Origin of the sequence: Bradyrhizobium sp. (genome assembly GCF_030697065.1) — a bacterium.
Taxonomy (GTDB): Bacteria; Pseudomonadota; Alphaproteobacteria; order Rhizobiales; family Xanthobacteraceae; genus Bradyrhizobium.
On record NZ_JAUYQU010000047.1, the window covers coordinates 1 to 19,235 of the forward strand.

Annotated in this window: 22 protein-coding genes; all 22 read left to right on the top strand. The window is 62.2% G+C overall.

Annotation, left to right across the window (positions count from 1 at the left end; all coding sequences use genetic code 11):
• On the top strand, positions 1-2,985 hold a 2,985-nt coding region (locus tag Q8R73_RS03230), incomplete at its 5' end, for a DNA-directed RNA polymerase subunit beta' (RefSeq protein ID WP_305718112.1).
• A 187-nt stretch (positions 2,986-3,172) separates the two neighbouring features.
• A complete protein-coding gene (locus Q8R73_RS03235) occupies positions 3,173-5,227 on the top strand; it encodes an FAD-dependent oxidoreductase (protein WP_305718113.1) in 2,055 nt (684 codons plus the stop codon).
• Positions 5,228-5,348: 121 nt separating this feature from the next.
• Positions 5,349-7,361: an ABC transporter ATP-binding protein gene (locus Q8R73_RS03240; RefSeq protein WP_305718114.1), complete on the top strand. Its 2,013-nt coding sequence runs from the start codon at positions 5,349-5,351 to the stop codon at positions 7,359-7,361.
• 746 nt (positions 7,362-8,107) lie between these two features.
• On the top strand, positions 8,108-8,479 hold the full coding sequence (rpsL, locus tag Q8R73_RS03245) for a 30S ribosomal protein S12 (protein WP_305718115.1): 372 nt from the start codon (positions 8,108-8,110) through the stop codon (positions 8,477-8,479).
• 14 nt (positions 8,480-8,493) lie between these two features.
• Positions 8,494-8,964, top strand: a complete 471-nt coding sequence (rpsG, locus tag Q8R73_RS03250) for a 30S ribosomal protein S7 (protein WP_304743672.1) — start codon at positions 8,494-8,496, stop codon at positions 8,962-8,964.
• A gap of 31 nt (positions 8,965-8,995) precedes the next feature.
• On the top strand, positions 8,996-11,068 hold the full coding sequence (fusA, locus tag Q8R73_RS03255; protein WP_305718116.1) for an elongation factor G: 2,073 nt from the start codon (positions 8,996-8,998) through the stop codon (positions 11,066-11,068).
• A gap of 39 nt (positions 11,069-11,107) precedes the next feature.
• Positions 11,108-12,298, top strand: coding sequence for an elongation factor Tu (gene tuf / locus Q8R73_RS03260; RefSeq protein ID WP_305718117.1), 1,191 nt, complete (start codon positions 11,108-11,110; stop codon positions 12,296-12,298).
• 84 nt (positions 12,299-12,382) lie between these two features.
• Entirely contained in the window at positions 12,383-12,691 is a 309-nt protein-coding gene (gene rpsJ / locus Q8R73_RS03265; RefSeq protein ID WP_011473876.1) for a 30S ribosomal protein S10, read from the top strand.
• A 52-nt stretch (positions 12,692-12,743) separates the two neighbouring features.
• On the top strand, positions 12,744-13,478 hold the full coding sequence (rplC, locus tag Q8R73_RS03270; RefSeq protein ID WP_291860720.1) for a 50S ribosomal protein L3: 735 nt from the start codon (positions 12,744-12,746) through the stop codon (positions 13,476-13,478).
• Between the two features lies 1 nt (position 13,479).
• Complete coding sequence (rplD, locus tag Q8R73_RS03275) at positions 13,480-14,100, top strand: 50S ribosomal protein L4 (protein ID WP_305718118.1); 621 nt, start codon at positions 13,480-13,482, stop codon at positions 14,098-14,100.
• Positions 14,097-14,396, top strand: coding sequence for a 50S ribosomal protein L23 (locus Q8R73_RS03280; protein WP_304743663.1), 300 nt, complete (start codon positions 14,097-14,099; stop codon positions 14,394-14,396). The genes rplD and Q8R73_RS03280 overlap by 4 nt, the downstream gene beginning before the upstream one ends.
• Before the next feature lie 12 nt (positions 14,397-14,408).
• Positions 14,409-15,242 carry a 50S ribosomal protein L2 gene (gene rplB, locus Q8R73_RS03285; RefSeq protein WP_291860731.1) on the top strand — a complete coding sequence of 278 codons (834 nt, stop codon included), beginning with the start codon at positions 14,409-14,411 and terminating at the stop codon, positions 15,240-15,242.
• A gap of 12 nt (positions 15,243-15,254) precedes the next feature.
• Positions 15,255-15,533 carry a 30S ribosomal protein S19 gene (gene rpsS, locus Q8R73_RS03290; protein ID WP_027536815.1) on the top strand — a complete coding sequence of 93 codons (279 nt, stop codon included), beginning with the start codon at positions 15,255-15,257 and terminating at the stop codon, positions 15,531-15,533.
• Between the two features lie 10 nt (positions 15,534-15,543).
• On the top strand, positions 15,544-15,930 hold the full coding sequence (rplV, locus tag Q8R73_RS03295) for a 50S ribosomal protein L22 (RefSeq protein ID WP_215606213.1): 387 nt from the start codon (positions 15,544-15,546) through the stop codon (positions 15,928-15,930).
• A gap of 20 nt (positions 15,931-15,950) precedes the next feature.
• On the top strand, positions 15,951-16,649 hold the full coding sequence (gene rpsC, locus Q8R73_RS03300) for a 30S ribosomal protein S3 (RefSeq protein ID WP_304743660.1): 699 nt from the start codon (positions 15,951-15,953) through the stop codon (positions 16,647-16,649).
• A gap of 31 nt (positions 16,650-16,680) precedes the next feature.
• On the top strand, positions 16,681-17,094 hold the full coding sequence (rplP, locus tag Q8R73_RS03305; RefSeq protein ID WP_305718119.1) for a 50S ribosomal protein L16: 414 nt from the start codon (positions 16,681-16,683) through the stop codon (positions 17,092-17,094).
• A 9-nt stretch (positions 17,095-17,103) separates the two neighbouring features.
• Complete coding sequence (gene rpmC, locus Q8R73_RS03310) at positions 17,104-17,310, top strand: 50S ribosomal protein L29 (RefSeq protein WP_305718120.1); 207 nt, start codon at positions 17,104-17,106, stop codon at positions 17,308-17,310.
• Between the two features lie 9 nt (positions 17,311-17,319).
• On the top strand, positions 17,320-17,568 hold the full coding sequence (gene rpsQ, locus Q8R73_RS03315) for a 30S ribosomal protein S17 (protein ID WP_079571012.1): 249 nt from the start codon (positions 17,320-17,322) through the stop codon (positions 17,566-17,568).
• A gap of 78 nt (positions 17,569-17,646) precedes the next feature.
• Positions 17,647-18,015: a 50S ribosomal protein L14 gene (gene rplN, locus Q8R73_RS03320; protein WP_011158785.1), complete on the top strand. Its 369-nt coding sequence runs from the start codon at positions 17,647-17,649 to the stop codon at positions 18,013-18,015.
• Positions 18,015-18,329 (top strand): 50S ribosomal protein L24, encoded by a 315-nt coding sequence (rplX, locus tag Q8R73_RS03325; protein ID WP_305718121.1) that lies wholly within the window; start codon positions 18,015-18,017, stop codon positions 18,327-18,329. The genes rplN and rplX overlap by 1 nt, the downstream gene beginning before the upstream one ends.
• Positions 18,322-18,879, top strand: a complete 558-nt coding sequence (rplE, locus tag Q8R73_RS03330; protein WP_305718122.1) for a 50S ribosomal protein L5 — start codon at positions 18,322-18,324, stop codon at positions 18,877-18,879. Before rplX ends, rplE begins: the two co-directional genes overlap by 8 nt.
• A 43-nt stretch (positions 18,880-18,922) precedes the next feature.
• Positions 18,923-19,228: a 30S ribosomal protein S14 gene (gene rpsN / locus Q8R73_RS03335; RefSeq protein ID WP_305718123.1), complete on the top strand. Its 306-nt coding sequence runs from the start codon at positions 18,923-18,925 to the stop codon at positions 19,226-19,228.
• Positions 19,229-19,235: the final 7 nt, after the last annotated feature.

Here is a 19,235-nt window from a genome sequence, read left to right on the forward strand (position 1 = left end):
GAGGTCTGGGACATCCTCGACGAGGTGATCCGCGAGCATCCGGTGCTCCTGAACCGCGCGCCGACGCTGCATCGGCTGGGCATCCAGGCGTTCGAGCCGGTGCTGATCGAGGGCAAGGCGATCCAGCTGCATCCGCTGGTCTGCGCGGCCTTCAACGCCGACTTCGACGGCGACCAGATGGCCGTGCACGTTCCGCTGTCGCTGGAAGCGCAGCTCGAAGCGCGCGTGCTGATGATGTCGACCAACAACATCCTGCATCCGGCCAACGGTCAGCCGATCATCGTGCCGTCGCAGGACATCGTGCTCGGCCTGTATTATCTGTCGGTGCTGCGTGAAGGCCTGACCGGCGAGGGCAAGCTCTACGGCGAAATGGCCGAGATCGAGCATGCCCTGCACGCCAAGGTCATCCACCTCCACACCAAGATCAAGTATCGCTGGCAGGGCATCGACGAGAACGGCAAGCCGGTCTCGCGCTGGTATGACACCACGGCCGGCCGCGCCATGCTCGGCCAGGTGCTGCCGAAGTCGCCGAAGATGCAGTACGACGTCATCAACAAGCTGATGACGAAGAAGGAAATCTCCGGCGTCATCGACCAGGTCTATCGTCACTGCGGCCAGAAGGAGACGGTGATCTTCTGCGACCGCATCATGGCGCTCGGCTTCTACAACGCGTTCAAGGCCGGCATCTCGTTCGGCAAGGACGACATGGTGGTGCCGGCTTCGAAGTGGAAGACGGTCGACGAGACGCGCGCGCTCGCCAAGGAATTCGAGCAGCAGTACAATGACGGCCTGATCACCCACGGCGAGAAGTACAACAAGGTCGTCGACGCCTGGTCGAAGTGCACCAAGAAGATCTCGGAAGACATGATGGCGGAAATTTCCGCCGTCAAGAAAAACCCGAAGGGCGGCGAAGCCCAGATCAACTCGATCTTCATGATGGCTAACTCCGGCGCCCGCGGTTCGCAGGACCAGATGCGCCAGCTCGCCGGCATGCGCGGCCTGATGGCCAAGCCGTCGGGCGAGATCATCGAGACGCCGATCATTTCCAACTTCAAGGAAGGTCTGTCGGTGCTCGAATACTTCAACTCGACCCACGGCGCCCGCAAGGGTCTCGCGGACACCGCGTTGAAGACGGCGAACTCCGGCTACCTGACGCGGCGTCTGGTCGACGTGGCGCAGGACTGCATCATCACGGCGGATGATTGCGGCACCAAGCTCGGCATCAAGATGCGCGCGATCATCGATTCCGGCACGGTCGTAGCATCCCTGGCGTCGCGCATTCTCGGCCGTACCAACGGCGAGGATCTGCGCGATCCCGTGACCAACAAGGTCGTGGTCAAGCGCGGCACGCTGATGGAGGAGATTCACGTCGACGCCATCCAGCAGGCCGGCATCCAGGAAGTGAAGATCCGCTCGGCCCTGACCTGCGAACTGGTCAACGGCATCTGCGGCAAGTGCTACGGCCGCGATCTGGCCCGCGGCACGCCGGTCAACCACGGCGAAGCCGTCGGCGTCATCGCGGCGCAGTCGATCGGCGAGCCCGGTACCCAGCTGACGATGCGGACGTTCCACATCGGCGGCGCGGCGCAGATCAACGAGCAGTCGTTCATCGAGTCGAATTTCGACGGCAAGGTGACGATCAAGAACAAGGCGATCGCCAAGAACGGCGAAGGCCATCTCGTAGCGATGGTCCGCAACATGGTGGTGGCGGTGACGGATGCCGACGGCACCGAGCGTGCGACCCATCGCATTCAGTACGGCGCGCGGATGCGCGTCGACGAAGGCGACATGGTCAAGCGCGGCCAGCGCATCGCCGAATGGGATCCCTACACGCGGCCGGTTCTGACCGAGGTCGAGGGCACCATCGGCTTCGAGGATCTGATCGAAAGTCAGTCGATCTCGGAAACGCTGGACGAATCCACGGGTATCGCCAAGCGGGTCGTCATCGACTGGCGCGCGTCGCGCGGCGGCGCCGATCTGCGTCCGGCCATCGTCATCAAGGGCAAGGATGGCAAGATCCTCAAGCTCGCGCGGGGCGGCGAGGCCCGTTACATGTTGTCGGTCGACGCCATTCTGTCGGTCGACGTCGGGGCCAAGGTCAAGACCGGCGACATCCTGGCGCGAATTTCCACCGAAAGCGCCAAGACCCGCGACATCACCGGCGGTCTGCCGCGGGTGGCGGAACTGTTCGAGGCCCGCAAGCCGAAGGACGCCGCCATCATCGCGGAAATCGCCGGCACCATCCGGTTCGGCCGCGACTACAAGAACAAGCGCCGCATCTCGATCGAGCCGATGGACAAGAACGAGGAGACTCGCGAGTACCTCATTCCGAAGGGCAAGCACATCCATCTGCAGGACGGCGACATCGTCGAAAAGGGCGATTTCATCGTCGAAGGCAATCCGGCGCCGCACGACATTCTGGCGATCAAGGGCATCGAGGAACTCGCCGCCTATCTGGTCAACGAAATCCAGGAGGTCTACCGGCTGCAGGGCGTGCTGATCAACGATAAGCACATCGAGGTGATTGTCCGTCAGATGCTGCAGAAGGTGGAGATCACCGACCAGGGCGAGACCGACATGATCTCGGGCGAACAGATCGACAAGATCGAGTTCGACGTGATCAACGCCAAGGCCAGGGAAGAGGGCAAGAAGATCGCCACGGGAACGCCGGTGCTGCTCGGCATCACCAAGGCGAGCCTGCAGACCCGCTCGTTCTTCTCGGCGGCCTCGTTCCAGGAGACCACCCGCGTGCTCACCGAAGCCGCCGTCAACGGCAAGGTCGATCCGCTGGAAGGTCTCAAGGAAAACGTCATTGTCGGCCGGCTGATCCCGGCGGGCACCGGCGCCTCGATGGCCAAGATCCGCGAAGTCGCCGTCAAGCGCGACAAGCTGATCCTCGACGAACGCGAGAAGCAGGCCACCATCGTGCCTTCGGCTCCCGAAGCCGAACCGCTCGCGCTCCCGCCGGCCGAACCGGCGGAATAAGGCTCGCGCGGATAATTTTTACGAAAAAGGCCGGCGAAAGCCGGCCTTTTTTGCATTTTCTCGTCGATTTCGCACTGCACACTGCTTTGTTCATCTTCCCTTCAGCGCCAAAAGCGCTTTTGCTGGGGCAAGTTGGACCGGGTGCTTCGCGAAAGGCGGGCGGCCGGCTGGGGCGACGGAAAACCATATGCTTGATCTTGCAATCGTCGGCGGCGGGCCCGGTGGCCTGATGAGTGCCTGGTATCTCAAGAAGAAACTGGGTGAGCTGTGCCGCATCACCATCTATGAGGCCTCCGACCGGGTCGGCGGCAAGATACTGACGCGCAAATTCGATTCGGCGCCTGCGATGTACGAAGCCGGCGTCGCCGAGATTTATGACTACTCCATGACGGGGCCGGATCCGCTGCGCGAGCTGATCCAGCATTTTGGCCTGCAGACCATTCCGATGGATGCCGAGCAGGTCCAGCTCGATGGCGAACTGCTGAACGACGTGCCGGGGATGCGCCGCAAATACGGCAACAAGACCGCGGATGCGATCGAGGCGTTCCGCAAGCGCTGTTCCGATCTGATTTCACCGCTCGAATATTACGAGGGCGTCGGCGCGCACGACAACGATCACCCCTGGGCCTATATCAACTGCGAAGAGCTGCTCGACAGGGAAGTGGACGATCCCGTCGCCAGGCGTTTCCTCAAGGTGATGGCGCGGTCGGATCTTGCCACCGAGAGCCACAACACCAACGGGCTCAATGCGCTGAAGAACTTCGTGATGGATGTCGAAGGCTATATCGGCCTGTATTCGATCCAGAACGGCAATGAGCAGTTGATCGACTGCCTGCGTTCCGAGGTCAACGCGGACATCCAGCTCAATCACCGGGTGCTCGAGATCGGCAAGACCGAAGCCGGCCGCTACCAGCTCAACATGATGAACGGCAAGGGACCGGAAACCAGGGATTTCGATCTGGTGGTGATGTGCCTGCCGCATTCCTGGCTCGCCACCATGCGATGGGACGGCGAGCAGCTGCGCAAGTCCATGGTCAAGCACGTCGCCTATTTCGATCGTCCCGCCCATTATCTGCGGGTGTCCCTGCTGTTCGACGAGCCGTTCTGGGGGGAGAAGATCCCGGGCGCATGGTTCATGTCGGAAGCGTTCGGCGGCTGCTGCGTTTACAACGAAGGCGCCCGTCACGATGTCGGCAAGCACGGCGTGCTGAACTGGCTGATCCCCGGGTCCGACGCGCTGGCGTTCGCCAATCTCGGCGATCAGGAACTGATCGACGCCGCGTTGAAGTCGCTGCCGGCCGCGCTCGGCGACGCCCGCGCGCATCTGATGGAGGGCAAGATCCACCGCTGGTTGTCGTCGGTGAATGCGCTGCCGGGCGGCATGCCGGCGCGCGACGTCATGACCAATCATCGTCCCGAGCCGAAACAGCATCCCGGCCTGGTCGTGGTTGGCGATTACCTGTTCGACTCCACCCTGAACGGCTTGCTGGACTCCTCCGATGCCGCCACCGACATCATCGTCACCGAGATGATGCGGCTGCGCCGCGCCCGCGGCGACGGCAGCACGCCGGTGTCCGACAAGATCGACCGCCAGTATTTCGAGAATTATCGCGGGGTCGGGCCTTATCGCGAGGTGTGGAGCCAGTTCACCGATCCCGCCTACCTCACCGACCTCATCAAGATCGTCTGGAACAGGGCCAGGGGCTACCGACTGCTGGTAGCGGGCTCCGCCAGCGGCGAACTGGTGGGAGCGCTGCGCGCCCGCGGGATCGATGCATGGGGCATCGAGAACAACCGCGGCATCCATGCCCGGACCCCGAAGGAACTGAAGAAGTTCTGCATGCTGGGATCAATCGTCGATATGCCGTTCAAGGACGCGGAATTCGACTTCGTGTTCGAGACCAGCCTCTGCCATGTCGCGGAAAAGCGGGTTCCCCGCGCGATTCGTGAACTGAATCGTGTGACGAAGACCGGGCTGGTATTCGGGTCGGTGACGTCGGACATGGCGCCGTCGCTGATCGACCGCTACGACCTGCTGCGGGGCGTGAAGAAGCTCGGCACCTGGTGGGAATGGTCGGAACTGTTCTTCGGCAACGGATTCGACCTGTCGATGCACCGCCGCGATTGTACCGACGCGCTCTGGGCGGCGACGCTGGCGGCCAACAAGGGGCCCGGCCAGTGGTATGCGGACTCCGACAGCCTGCGTTACTCCTTCTTCGACAAGGTCGAGGCCGACGATTAGGCGAACTGCCGGCCTTCCAATTATTCTGCCGAACGCATATTGATCGCATCGCGGCCGGGGCTCCCGAGGCCGTTCCGCTCGATTTTGCGGTCGTCCCGGAAGCGCAGCATCGGTTGGTTCTATGGCGCCCAAGCCTCCTTCGTCGGAAGATCCGAAATCTGCTTCCGCAGACGATCCGGCTGCGCCGGAACGCGATGAAACGCTGGCGGCGGGTGCCGGCGATGCCAATCGCCCCGTTGGCGACAAGGCGGCCAAGCCAGCCGAGCATGACGACCTCGAGATAGAGGACGATGACGATGACGAGGACCTCGTCATCTATACCGCGCAGGAAGCCGCCGGCGCGTTTGCGACGATTTATGCGTTCGTCCGGCCGTTTCTGAAGAACTACAGGAAAATGCTGGCATTCGTCGGCATCGGCGTCGTGGTCGAGACGCTTTTCAACGTCATCATGCCGCTGAGCCTCAAGTTCCTGATCGACGACGCGCTCGGCGAAGAGGATTTCCAGGCGCTCTACCTGATTCTCGGGGTGCTCGCGGCAGCCGGCATAATCACCTCGATCGTCGCGATATGGTACGAGCGATGGGACGCCAAGCTCGCGTCTTCCATCATTGCCGACGTGCGGTCGCGCCTGTTCGGCCATGTTCAGGACCTGCCGTCGGGTTATTTCGCCCGCACCCAGCGCGGCGAGATCCTGTCGCGGTTTTCCATCGACCTTTCGGCGTTCGAAAATTCGATCAAGACCTTTGCCAACAGCGCGGCATTGCCGTTTCTGGAACTTATCGCCGGCATTTTGCTGATGCTGTTCCTGAACTGGCAACTCGCCGCGGTGGCGCTACTGGTGTTTCCGATCACGCTGATCGGCCCGCGGCTACTGACGCCGAAGGCTGTGGAGGCGAACTACGAGCAGAAGCTCCACGAATCCTCGCTGCTCGGCATCGTGCAGGAAAACGTCGCGGCGCAGGCTGTGGTGAAGGCGTTCAGCCTGCAGCGACGTGCCTTCGGCTGGTTCCGGCTGCGCAATAACCAGGTTCGCGACAAGACCGCTTCCGCGGTGTTCCTGTCGACCATGGTCGAGCGCTCGGTCACGATCTCGGTGCTGCTGCTGCATCTCGTGGTGCTGGCGATCGGCGCCTATCTCGCCACCAAGGGCCAGATCACGGTCGGGACCTTCGTGACGTTCGAAAGCGCGTTCTGGGAGGTGTCGTACAACATCGCTCATTTGATGCATTTCATTCCGGTGTCGATCCAGTCGGCGGCGGCGGTGCGTCACATGCAGGAATTGCTCGACGAGCCGACCCGGGGCGCCGACCGCGCCGGCGCCCCCGACCTGCCGCGCATCACCAACGACATCACCTTCGATCGTGTGACGTTTAAATATGAAGGTTCCGAGACGCCGGTGCTCGACAATCTCAGCCTCAAGCTCGATGTCGGCAAGACCATTGCGATCGTCGGCCCGAGCGGCTCCGGCAAGAGCACGCTGCTGAATTTGATCCTTCGCCTCTACGTGCCGGATGAGGGGCGCCTGACCATCGACGGCGTCGATATCCGCAAGGTGACAGTCGAATCGCTGCGCAGCAGCATGGCGGTGGTGTTCCAGGAAAACATGCTGTTCAACATGTCGATTCGGGAAAACATCCGGCTCGGCAAGGAGGGCGCCACCGACGAGGAGGTCGTGGAGGCGGCGAAGAAGGCCGAGATCCATAGCTACATCATGAGCCTGCCGGACAAATACGATACCGAGGTCGGCGAGCGAGGCGACACGCTGTCGGGCGGGCAGCGCCAGCGCATCGCGATCGCCCGTGCCGTCGTCCGCGATCCCTCGGTGCTGCTGCTCGATGAGGCGACCTCGGCGCTCGACCAGACCACGGAAGCGGCCATCAACAAGACCCTGATGAAACTGGCCCAGGGCCGCACCATGATCTTCTCCACCCATCGGCTGACATCGGTGGTCGAGATGGACGAGATCATCGTGATATCGGGGGGCAGGGCGATCGAACGCGGTTCGCACCAACAACTGCTCGCCGCCAACGGCGTTTATCGCAGGCTGTGGGACGACCAGAGCCACAAGCCGCATCACGCGGCGGACGAGGCGCATGGCGATGAGGACGATGACGACGAGGATGATGAGGATTGAGCCGGAACCCACCACGGTTTCGATTCGGCGCCTGCTCGATCTATGAGGGACAATTCTGCGGCTTTCGGTGCTGTAAAGGTGGTTCGCCTGCTTGAAGAGGCGTCCAGGTTGAGGGTAGGGCGCCATTTTAATCCGGGTAATATTTACTTTTTGGGAGGTTCAGCAGCTTTTTGGCGGCCCGGTTGGCGGAACAGGGATGTCCCACCGGCGCGCAGAGATTCGCCGCGATCTCCCCCAAGCATCAATTCCGGTCCGGTTGAAACTCGCGCGCACGCCAGTTATGCATGCGCCACAGGCGTTTCTTTAGTTGTCGTTTCGCCTTGACTTGAGTACCCGCCGCCGATAAAACCCGCGCACTTGACGACAGGCGGTGAGCGACGCCAGAGTCGGAACGGATCACCCTTATTCATCCCTCGGGATCTAGACGGGCACCAACCTCGACGAATGCCGCTCAAACGCTGTCGATGATAGCTAGGCACTGCCAGGACGATCTTGGTTCTCTCGAGCAAGTTCTCTTGAGATTAATTTCGGATGCATGACCTCGGTAGCCGATTGACCAGCATCAGCTGATCGATCACGACCGCGGTCCTCTGTGGCGTGAAGCGCTTTCCGCTCAGCAATGAGTGGTTGGCGCGATTTCGCTTTGCGCGGTCGTTTCCGTGCGAGGCGGTCGGATGGGGCTGATGTCCCGAATGAATTTGCGGAGCCGATAACGGTTTCGCGTGAACTAAAAGGTGAAGGCTGAAATGCCGACAATCAACCAGCTGATCTCGAATCCGCGCGTCGTACAGAAGTCGCGCAAGAAGGTGCCGGCGCTGCAGCAGTCGCCGCAGAAGCGCGGCGTTTGCACGCGCGTCTACACCACGACCCCGAAGAAGCCGAACTCGGCGCTGCGCAAGGTCGCAAAGGTGCGCCTGACCAACGGCTTCGAGGTCATCGGCTACATTCCGGGTGAAGGCCATAACCTTCAGGAACACTCCGTGGTCATGATCCGCGGCGGCCGCGTCAAGGATTTGCCCGGCGTGCGTTACCACATTCTCCGCGGCGTCCTCGATACCCAGGGCGTCAAGAACCGTAAGCAGCGTCGTTCGAAGTACGGCGCGAAGCGTCCGAAATAATCGGGAATAGATAGATGTCTCGTCGCCATTCTGCTGAAAAGCGTGAAGTGAACCCGGATCCGAAGTTCGGGAACATCATCATCACGAAGTTCATGAACTCGGTCATGTACGACGGCAAGAAGTCTGCCGCCGAGAGCATCGTCTATGGCGCGCTCGAAATGATCGAAGCCAAGACCAAGCAGGGTCCGCTGCCGGTTTTCGAGCAGGCCCTGGAAAACGTGATGCCGACCATCGAAGTTCGTTCGCGCCGCGTCGGCGGCGCCACCTACCAGGTGCCGGTCGAAGTGCGTTCGGTGCGCCGTCAGGCGCTTGGCATTCGCTGGATCATCACGGCTGCGCGCGACCGCAACGAAAAGACGATGACGGAGCGACTCTCGGCCGAGCTGCTCGACGCGTCGAATGGCAGGGGAAACGCCGTCAAGAAGCGGGAAGATGTGCATCGGATGGCTGAAGCCAACCGCGCCTTCTCGCACTATCGCTGGTAACGGCGAAACAACGGATTTTAAGGAACAACCCATGCCCCGCGTTCATGCCATAGAGGACTACCGCAACTTCGGTATCATGGCGCATATCGATGCCGGCAAGACCACGACCACCGAGCGCATCCTGTATTATACCGGCAAGAGCCACAAAATCGGCGAAGTGCACGAAGGTGCCGCGACGATGGACTGGATGGAGCAGGAGCAGGAGCGCGGCATCACCATCACGTCGGCTGCGACCACCGCCTTCTGGGAAGGCAAGCGCCTCAACATCATCGACACCCCCGGCCACGTCGACTTCACCATCGAGGTTGAGCGTTCGCTGCGCGTGCTCGACGGCGCGGTATGCGTGCTCGACTCCAACCAGGGCGTTGAGCCGCAGACCGAGACCGTCTGGCGCCAGGGCGACAAGTACAAGGTTCCGCGCATCGTCTTCGCCAACAAAATGGACAAGACCGGCGCCGATTTCTACAAGTGCCTGCAGGACATCATCGACCGCCTCGGCGCCAAGCCGATCGCGATCCAGCTTCCGATCGGATCCGAGAATAACTTCAAGGGCCTGGTCGATCTGGTCCGCATGAAGGGCGTGATCTGGGAAGACGAAAAGCTCGACGCTCCCTTCAAGGACATCGATATTCCCGAGGATATGCTCGAGAAGGCCAAGGAATATCGCGAGAAGCTGCTTGAGTCCGCCGTCGAGCTCGACGACGAAGTTCTCGCCGCCTACCTCGATGGCAACGAGCCCGATGAAGCGACGCTGAAGCGCATGATCCGCAAGGCCGTGCTCACCGGCGCGTTCTTCCCGGTGCTGTGCGGTTCGGCCTTCAAGAACAAGGGCGTGCAGCCGCTGCTCGATGCGGTGGTGGACTATCTGCCGTCGCCGGTCGACGTTCCCGCCATCAAGGGCGTCGATGAGGACGGCAACGAAATCGTCCGGCTTCCGAACGACAAGGAGCCGCTCGCGCTGCTCGCGTTCAAGATCATGGACGACCCCTTCGTCGGTACCATCACCTTCTGCCGCATCTATTCCGGCACGCTGCTTTCGGGCACCGGCGTCGTAAACTCGACGCGCGACCGCAAGGAGCGCATCGGGCGCATGCTGCTGATGCATGCCAACAACCGCGAAGACATCAAGGAAGCCTATGCCGGCGACATCGTTGCCCTGGCAGGCCTGAAGGAAGCCCGCACCGGCGACACGCTGTGCGATCCCGGCAAGCCGGTGATTCTGGAAAAGATGGAATTCCCGGAGCCGGTCATCGAAATCGCGATCGAGCCGAAGTCGAAGGCCGATCAGGAAAAGCTCGGCGTCGCGCTGGCGAAGCTGGCCGCGGAAGATCCGTCGTTCCGGGTCTCGACCGACCAGGAATCCGGCCAGACCATCCTCAAGGGCATGGGCGAGCTCCATCTCGACATCAAGGTCGACATCCTGCGCCGCACCTACAAGGTCGACGCCAATATCGGCGCGCCGCAGGTGGCGTTCCGTGAGCGCGTCACCAAGAAGGCGGAAGTCGACTACACCCACACGAAGCAGACCGGCGGTACCGGTCAGTTCGCGCGGGTCAAGTTCGTGGTCGAACCCAACGAGCCCGGCAAGGGATTCGAATTCGAATCCAAGGTCGTCGGCGGCGCGGTGCCGAAGGAATACATCCCCGGCGTCGAAAAGGGCCTCAACAGCGTGCTGACCTCGGGCGTGGTCGCCGGATTCCCGGTGGTCGATGTCAAGGTGACCCTGGTGGACGGCGCCTATCACGACGTCGACTCCTCGGCGCTGGCCTTCGAAATTGCCTCGCGCGCGGCGTTCCGCGAAGCGCTGCAGAAGGGCAAGTCCGTCCTGCTCGAGCCGATCATGAAGGTCGAATGCGTGACTCCGGAAGACTACACCGGCTCGGTCATCGGCGATCTGAATTCGCGGCGCGGCCAGATCCAGGGTCAGGACATGCGCGGCAACGCCAACGTCATCAACGCGATGGTGCCGCTCATGAATATGTTTGGTTACGTGAATAACCTGCGCTCGATGAGCCAGGGCCGCGCAACCTTCACAATGCAGTTCGATCACTACGCGGAAGCGCCGGCCAACGTGTCGGCGGAAGTCCAGAAGAAGTTTGCCTGATTGTCGTTAGCGGCAGTTAACGACTGAACGGAGAGAGTCATGGCCAAAGCAAAGTTTGAACGTAATAAACCGCACTGTAACATCGGAACGATCGGTCACGTCGACCATGGCAAGACGTCGCTGACGGCGGCGATCACCAAGGTACTGGCGGAGACCGGCGGTGCGACGTTCACCGCGTACGACCAGATCGACAAGGCGCCTGAAGAGAAGGCGCGCGGCATCACGATCTCGACCGCACACGTCGAATACGAGACCGCCAACCGCCATTACGCGCACGTCGATTGCCCGGGCCACGCCGACTACGTGAAGACCATGATCACGGGTGCCGCCCAGATGGACGGCGCGATCCTGGTGGTGTCCGCGGCCGACGGCCCGATGCCGCAGACCCGCGAACACATCCTGCTCGCCAAGCAGGTCGGCGTTCCCGCGATGGTCGTGTTCCTCAACAAGTGCGACATGGTGGGCGATCCGGAACTTCTCGAACTCGTCGAGATGGAAGTCCGCGAACTGCTTTCGAAGTACGATTTCCCGGGCGACGACATTCCGATCATCAAGGGTTCGGCGCTCGCCGCGCTTGAAGACAAGGACAAGAAGCTCGGCCACGACGCGATCCTGGAACTGATGAAGGCGGTGGACAGCTACATTCCGCAGCCGGAGCGCCCGATCGATCTGCCGTTCCTGATGCCGGTGGAAGACGTGTTCTCGATCTCGGGCCGCGGCACCGTGGTGACGGGCCGCGTCGAGCGCGGCATCGTCAAGGTCGGCGAGGAAATCGAAATCGTCGGTCTGCGCGACACCCAGAAGACCATCGTCACCGGCGTCGAGATGTTCCGCAAGCTGCTCGACCAGGGCCAGGCAGGCGACAACATCGGCGCGCTGCTGCGCGGTACCAAGCGCGAGGAAGTCGAGCGCGGTCAGGTGCTGTGCAAGCCGGGTTCGGTCAAGCCGCACACCAAGTTCAAGGCGGAGGCCTACATCCTGACCAAGGAGGAGGGCGGTCGTCATACCCCGTTCTTCACCAACTACCGGCCGCAGTTCTACTTCCGCACCACCGACGTGACCGGCGTCGTGCATCTGCCCGAAGGCACCGAAATGGTGATGCCGGGTGACAACATCGCGATGGAAGTGCACCTGATCGTGCCGATCGCGATGGAAGAGAAGCTGCGCTTCGCGATCCGCGAAGGTGGCCGCACCGTCGGTGCCGGCGTCGTCGCAAGCATCATCGAGTAAGCCTACAGGGAATGGCGAGCGGCGGGTGATTGCCCGCTGCTCGCTCCCATCATCGCGAGAAGACGACAAAGAAAGACATCGGCAATGAACGGCCAGAATATCCGCATCCGTCTCAAGGCGTTCGACCATCGAATTCTCGATTCGTCGACGCGTGAGATCGTGAACACGGCGAAACGGACCGGTGCACAGGTTCGCGGACCCATTCCGCTGCCCACCCGCATCGAGAAGTTCACCGTCAACCGTTCGCCGCACGTCGACAAGAAGAGCCGTGAGCAATTCGAGATGCGCACGCACAAGCGTCTTCTCGACATTGTCGATCCGACCCCGCAGACCGTCGATGCCTTGATGAAGCTCGACCTGGCCGCCGGTGTCGACGTCGAAATCAAGCTCTGATTTTTTAGATCCCGTCCGACGTTAACGGACAGAAAGAACAGGAAGCACGCCGATGCGCTCCGGAGTGATCGCACAAAAGGTCGGAATGACGCGGGTCTTTACGGAGACCGGCGAGCATATCCCCGTGACCGTGCTGAAGCTCGGCAATTGCCAGGTTTTGGGACACCGCACGACCGAGAAGAACGGTTATGTCGCGCTGCAGCTCGGCTCCGGCACCCGCAAGACCGTGTATCTGCCGAAGGCGGAACGCGGCCAGTTCGCGGTCGCCAAGGTCGAGCCCAAGCGCAAGGTCACCGAGTTCCGCGTGTCGGAAGACGCGCTGATCCCGGTCGGCGCCGAAATCCAGGCTGATCATTTCGTGGTCGGCCAGTTCGTCGACGTCACCGGCACCTCGGTCGGCAAGGGTTTCGCCGGCGGCATCAAGCGCTGGAATTTCGGCGGCTTGCGCGCCACCCACGGCGTCTCGGTTTCGCATCGTTCGATCGGTTCGACCGGAGGACGCCAGGATCCCGGCAAGACGTTTAAGAACAAGAAGATGCCCGGTCACATGGGTGTCGATCGCATCACAACGCTGAATCTGCGCGTCGTGCAGACCGACGTGGCGCGCGGCCTGATCCTCGTCGAAGGCGCCGTTCCCGGCTCCAAGGGCGGCTGGATCGCGGTCCGCGATGCCGTGAAGAAGGCGTTGCCGAAAGACGCGCCGAAGCCGGGCAAGTTCCGCCTGGCCGACGGTGGCGGCGAACAGGCTGCTGCAGCCGAAGCGCCGGCCGAGCAGGAGGGCGTGTGAGATGGAATTGAAAGTCACAACGCTTGAAGGCAAGGCGGCCGGTTCGGTTCAGCTGTCGGATGCCATTTTCGGCCTCGAGCCGCGCAAGGACCTCATCCAGCGCTGCGTCAACTGGCAGCTCGCCAAGCGTCAGGCCGGCACCCACAAGACGCAGGGTCGCGCCGACGTCTGGCGCACCGGCAAGAAGATGTACAAGCAGAAGGGCACCGGCGGTGCGCGTCACGGCTCGGCCCGGGTGCCGCAGTTCCGCGGCGGTGGCCGTGCGTTCGGACCGGTGGTTCGCTCGCATGCCTTCGATCTGCCGAAGAAGGTTCGCGCTTTGGCGCTGCGCCATGCGCTGTCTGCCAAGGTCAAGGACGGCGGCCTGATCGTGATCGAATCGGCGGTGCTGGAAGCCGCCAAGACCAAGGCGCTGGTCGGACATTTCTCCGGTCTCGGCCTCACCAACGCGCTGATCATCGACGGCGCCGAGGTTCACAACGGTTTCGCCGCGGCGGCCCGCAACATTCCGAACATCGACGTGCTGCCGATCCAGGGCATCAACGTCTATGACATTCTGCGACGCCACAAGCTGGTCCTGACCAAGGCGGCGCTCGATGCGTTGGAGGCGCGCTTCAAATGAAGAACATCGATCCGCGCCATTACGACATCATCGTCTCTCCGGTCGTGACCGAAAAGGCGACGATGGCGTCCGAGCACAACAAGGTTGTGTTCAAGGTCGCCAGCAAGGCGACCAAGCCGCAAATCAAGGAAGCCGTCGAGAAGCTGTTCGACGTCAAGGTCAAGAGCGTGAACACGCTGGTGCGCAAGGGCAAGACCAAGGTCTTCCGTGGCACCTTCGGTTCGCAGTCGGACGTGAAGCGTGCGATCGTGACCCTCGAAGAGGGCCACCGCATCGACGTCACCACCGGGCTATAAGGCGATACGACGATGGCATTGAAAAAATTCAACCCCACGACACCGGGCCAGCGCCAGCTGGTGATGGTCGATCGTTCGGCGCTCTACAAGGGCAAGCCGGTGAAGGCGCTGACCGAGGGCAAGCATTCCTCGGGCGGCCGCAACAACACCGGTCGCATGGTCGTGCGTTTTCGCGGCGGCGGTCACAAGCAGACCTACCGCATCGTCGACTTCAAGCGCACCAAGGTCGACATGCCCGCGACCGTCGAGCGGCTGGAATACGATCCGAACCGCACCGCGTTCATCGCGCTGGTCAAGTATACCGACGGCACCCAGGCCTACATTCTCGCTCCGCAGCGTCTGGCGGTCGGCGACACCGTGATCGCCGGCAACTATGTCGACGTGAAGCCGGGCAACGTCATGCCGCTCGGCAACATGCCGATCGGCACCATCGTGCACAATGTCGAATTGAAGATCGGAAAGGGCGGCCAGATCGCCCGTTCGGCCGGCACCTACGCCCAGCTGGTCGGCCGCGACCATGACTACGTCATCGTCCGCCTGAACTCGGGCGAACAGCGCCTGGTCCACGGCCGCTGCACCGGCACCATCGGTGCGGTGTCGAACCCGGACCACATGAACATCTCGATCGGCAAGGCCGGTCGTAACCGCTGGCTCGGCCGCAAGCCGCATAACCGCGGCGTCTCCATGAACCCGGTCGACCATCCGCATGGCGGCGGCGAAGGCCGCACCTCGGGCGGCCGCCACCCGGTGACGCCGTGGGGCAAGCCGACCAAGGGCAAGAAGACCCGCTCCAACAAGTCGACCAATCGATTCATTCTCATCAGCCGCCACAAGCGGAAGAAGTAAGGAACGCCGGACATGGTTCGTTCAGTCTGGAAAGGCCCGTTCGTTGAAGGCTCTCTGCTCAAGAAGGCAGATGCCGCGCGAGCGTCCGGCCGTCATGACGTGATCAAGATCTGGAGCCGCCGCTCGACCATCCTGCCGCAGTTCGTCGGCCTGGTGTTCGGCGTCTACAACGGCCAGAAGCATGTGCCGGTTTCGGTTAACGAGGAAATGGTGGGCCACAAGTTCGGCGAGTTCTCGCCGACCCGGACCTTCCACGGCCATTCTGGCGACAAGAAAGCCAAGAAGGCTTGAGGACTGAGCGATGAGCAAACCTAAGCGCGAACGGAGCCTCCCGGACAACGAGGCCAAGGCGATCGCCCGAATGCTGCGGGTGAGCCCGCAGAAGCTGAATCTCGTCGCGCAACTGATCCGCGGCAGGAAGGCTTCGGCGGCGCTCGCCGACCTGCAGTTTTCGCGCAAGCGGATCGCGGTCGACGTCAAGAAGTGCCTGGAATCGGCGATCGCCAACGCCGAGAACAATCACGATCTCGAGGTCGACGATCTGATCGTCGCCGAGGCGCATGTCGGCAACGGCATCGTCATGAAGCGTTTCGCACCGCGCGGCCGTGGCCGTTCGGGCCGTATTTTCAAACCGTTCTCGCAGCTGACGATCGTCGTTCGTCAGGTCGAGGCCGAGGCTAGCGCTTAAAGCGGGCGCAGGAGAGAACGATGGGTCAGAAAATCAATCCAATCGGGCTTCGTCTCGGCATCAACCGGACGTGGGATTCCCGTTGGTTCGCCGGCAAGAACGAATACGGCAAGCTGTTGCACGAGGACGTCAAGATCCGCGAGATCCTGCACAAGGAGCTCAAGCAGGCGGCCGTGGCCAGGATTGTGATCGAGCGTCCGCACAAGAAGTGCCGCGTGACGATCCACTCGGCGCGCCCCGGCGTCGTGATCGGCAAGAAGGGCGCCGACATCGACAAGCTGCGCAAGCGGGTTGCCGACATCACCGCCTCCGACGTCGTCATCAACATCGTCGAAATCCGGAAGCCCGAACTCGACGCCACACTGGTCGCCGAATCGATCGCCCAGCAGCTCGAGCGCCGGGTCGCATTCCGCCGCGCCATGAAGCGCGCGGTGCAGTCGGCGATGCGCCTCGGCGCCGAGGGCATTCGTATCAACTGTTCGGGCCGTCTCGGCGGCGCCGAAATCGCGCGCATGGAATGGTATCGCGAAGGCCGGGTGCCGCTGCACACGCTGCGCGCCGACATCGACTACGGCGTCGCGACCGCATTCACCACCTTCGGCACCTGCGGCGTCAAGGTCTGGATCTTCAAGGGCGAAATCCTTGAGCACGACCCGATGGCCCAGGACAAGAAGATGGCCGAGGGCGACAATTCGCGGCCGCGTCGCGACGCTGCTTGAGCGCAATAGAGAAGGTTTGAGGGCGTAAGCCATGATGCAACCAAAGAAGACGAAGTTCCGGAAGGCGCATAAGGGCCGTATCCACGGCGTTGCGACTTCGGGCGCGACGTTGTCGTTCGGTCAGTTCGGCCTGAAGGCGATGGCGCCCGAGCGCATCACCGCCCGCCAGATCGAAGCCGCGCGCCGCGCGCTGACCCGTCACATGAAGCGTGCGGGCCGGGTCTGGATCCGCATCTTCCCGGACGTGCCGGTGTCGAAGAAGCCCGCCGAAGTCCGCATGGGCTCCGGCAAGGGCACCCCGGAATTGTGGGTGGCCAGGGTCAAGCCCGGCCGGCTGATTTTCGAGATCGACGGCGTCACCATGCAGACCGCGAAAGAAGCGCTGTCGCTGGCCGCCGCCAAGCTGCCGATCAAGACGCGCTTCGTCGCGCGCATTGCGGAATAGGATGTGATCATGGCCGAGATGAAAACCGCCGATATCCGCGCGATGAGCTCCGACCAGATGGACGACGCCGTCCTCAATCTGAAGAAGGAGCGCTTCAACCTGCGCTTCCAGCGCGCCACCGGGCAGCTGGAGAACACCTCGCGGCTGCGTGAAGCCCGCCGCGACATCGCCCGCATCAAGACCATCGCCGCGCAGAAGCGCGACGCGAAGAAGTAAGGGGCCGACATGCCGAAACGTACGCTTCAGGGTGTGGTCGTCAGCGACAAGCAAGCCAAGACGGTTGTGGTGCGCGTCGATCGGCGCTTTACCCATCCGATCTACAAGAAGACGATTCGCCGCTCGAAAAACTACCATGCGCACGACGAGAACAACGAGTTCAAGCCGGGCGACCAGGTGTGGATCGAGGAAAGCAAGCCGATCTCGAAGTTGAAGCGCTGGACCGTGGTCCGGGGCGAACAGAAGAAAACGGCCTGAGTTCAGCGGCCTGGCCGCTGGAATTCGGGAAAATTTTAAGCGCGGACAAGCGCATCAGAAAGAGGACGAGGTGCATCAATGATTCAGATGCAGACCAACCTCGACGTGGCCGATAATTCAGGCGCACGCCGTGTCATGTGCATCAAGGTGATTGGGGGCTCCAAGCGCCGCTATGCCACCGTGGGTGACGTTATTGTCGTGTCGATCAAGGAAGCGATTCCGCGCGGCAAGGTGAAGAAGGGCGACGTGATGAAGGCTGTCGTGGTGCGGGTCCGCAAGGACATCCGCCGCGCCGACGGCTCGGTCATCCGCTTCGACCGCAACGCCGCCGTGCTGATCAACAACCAGTCCGAGCCGATCGGGACCCGTATCTTCGGGCCGGTGCCGCGCGAGCTGCGCGCCAAGAACCACATGAAGATCATCTCTCTCGCGCCGGAGGTGCTGTGATGGCTGCCAAGATCCGGAAGGGCGACAAGGTCATCGTGCTGAGCGGCCGCGACAAGGGTCGCACCGGCGAAGTGTTCGAGGTGCGTCCCGACGCCAACAAGGCGATGGTGCGCGGCATCAACATGATCAAGCGCCACCAGAAGCAGACCCAGGCGCAGGAGGGCGGCATCATCCAGAAGGAGTCGCCGATTCACCTGTCCAACATCGCGATCGTCGGCAAGGACGGCAAGCCGACCCGCGTCGGATTCAAGATTCAGGCCGATGGCAAGAAGGTACGCATTGCCAAGAGCTCGGGAGCAGAGATCGATGGCTGAGACCGCTTACGTTCCGCGTCTACGCGAACAGTTCGACCAGGAAATCCGCGGCAAGCTGACCGAGCAGTTCGGCTATGCCAACGTCATGCAGGTGCCGCGTCTGGACAAGGTCGTGCTCAACATGGGCATCGGCGAAGCGGTCAACGACCGCAAGAAGGCGGAGCTTGCCGCCGCCGATCTCGCGCTGATCGCCGGCCAGAAGCCGATCGTGACCTATTCGCGCGTCGCCATCGCGACCTTCAAGCTGCGTGAAAACCAGCCGATCGGCGCCAAGGTCACGCTGCGCAAGGCCAAGATGTACGAGTTCATCGACCGCCTGATCAACGTCGCGTTGCCGCGCGTGCGGGATTTCCGCGGCCTCAACCCGAAGAGCTTCGATGGCCGCGGCAACTACTCGCTCGGCATCAAGGAGCATATCATTTTCCCCGAAATCGACTTCGACAAGATGGGGGAGACATGGGGCATGGACGTCACGGTATGCACCACGGCGCCGACCGACGACGAAGCGCGTGCCTTGTTGACCGCATTCAATTTCCCGTTCCGGCAGTGAGCAGCTGACAAGCTTCTCAAACGCGGAAACCCAGGAGCCAAGCATGGCAAAGAAAAGTTCGATCGAGAAGAACAACCGCCGCAAGCGGATGACCAAGAACGCGGCGCCCCGGCGCGCGAAGCTCAAGGCCATCATCGCCGACAAGAGCAAGCCGATGGAAGAGCGCTTCGCGGCGACGCTGAAGCTCGCCGAGATGCCGCGCAATTCGTCGGCGACCCGGATCCGCAATCGCTGCGAAATGACCGGCCGTCCGCGCTCGGTCTATCGCAAGAACAAGCTCAGCCGTATCGCGCTGCGTGAACTCGGGTCCAAGGGCCTGGTTCCCGGGCTCGTGAAGTCGAGCTGGTAAGGGGGTC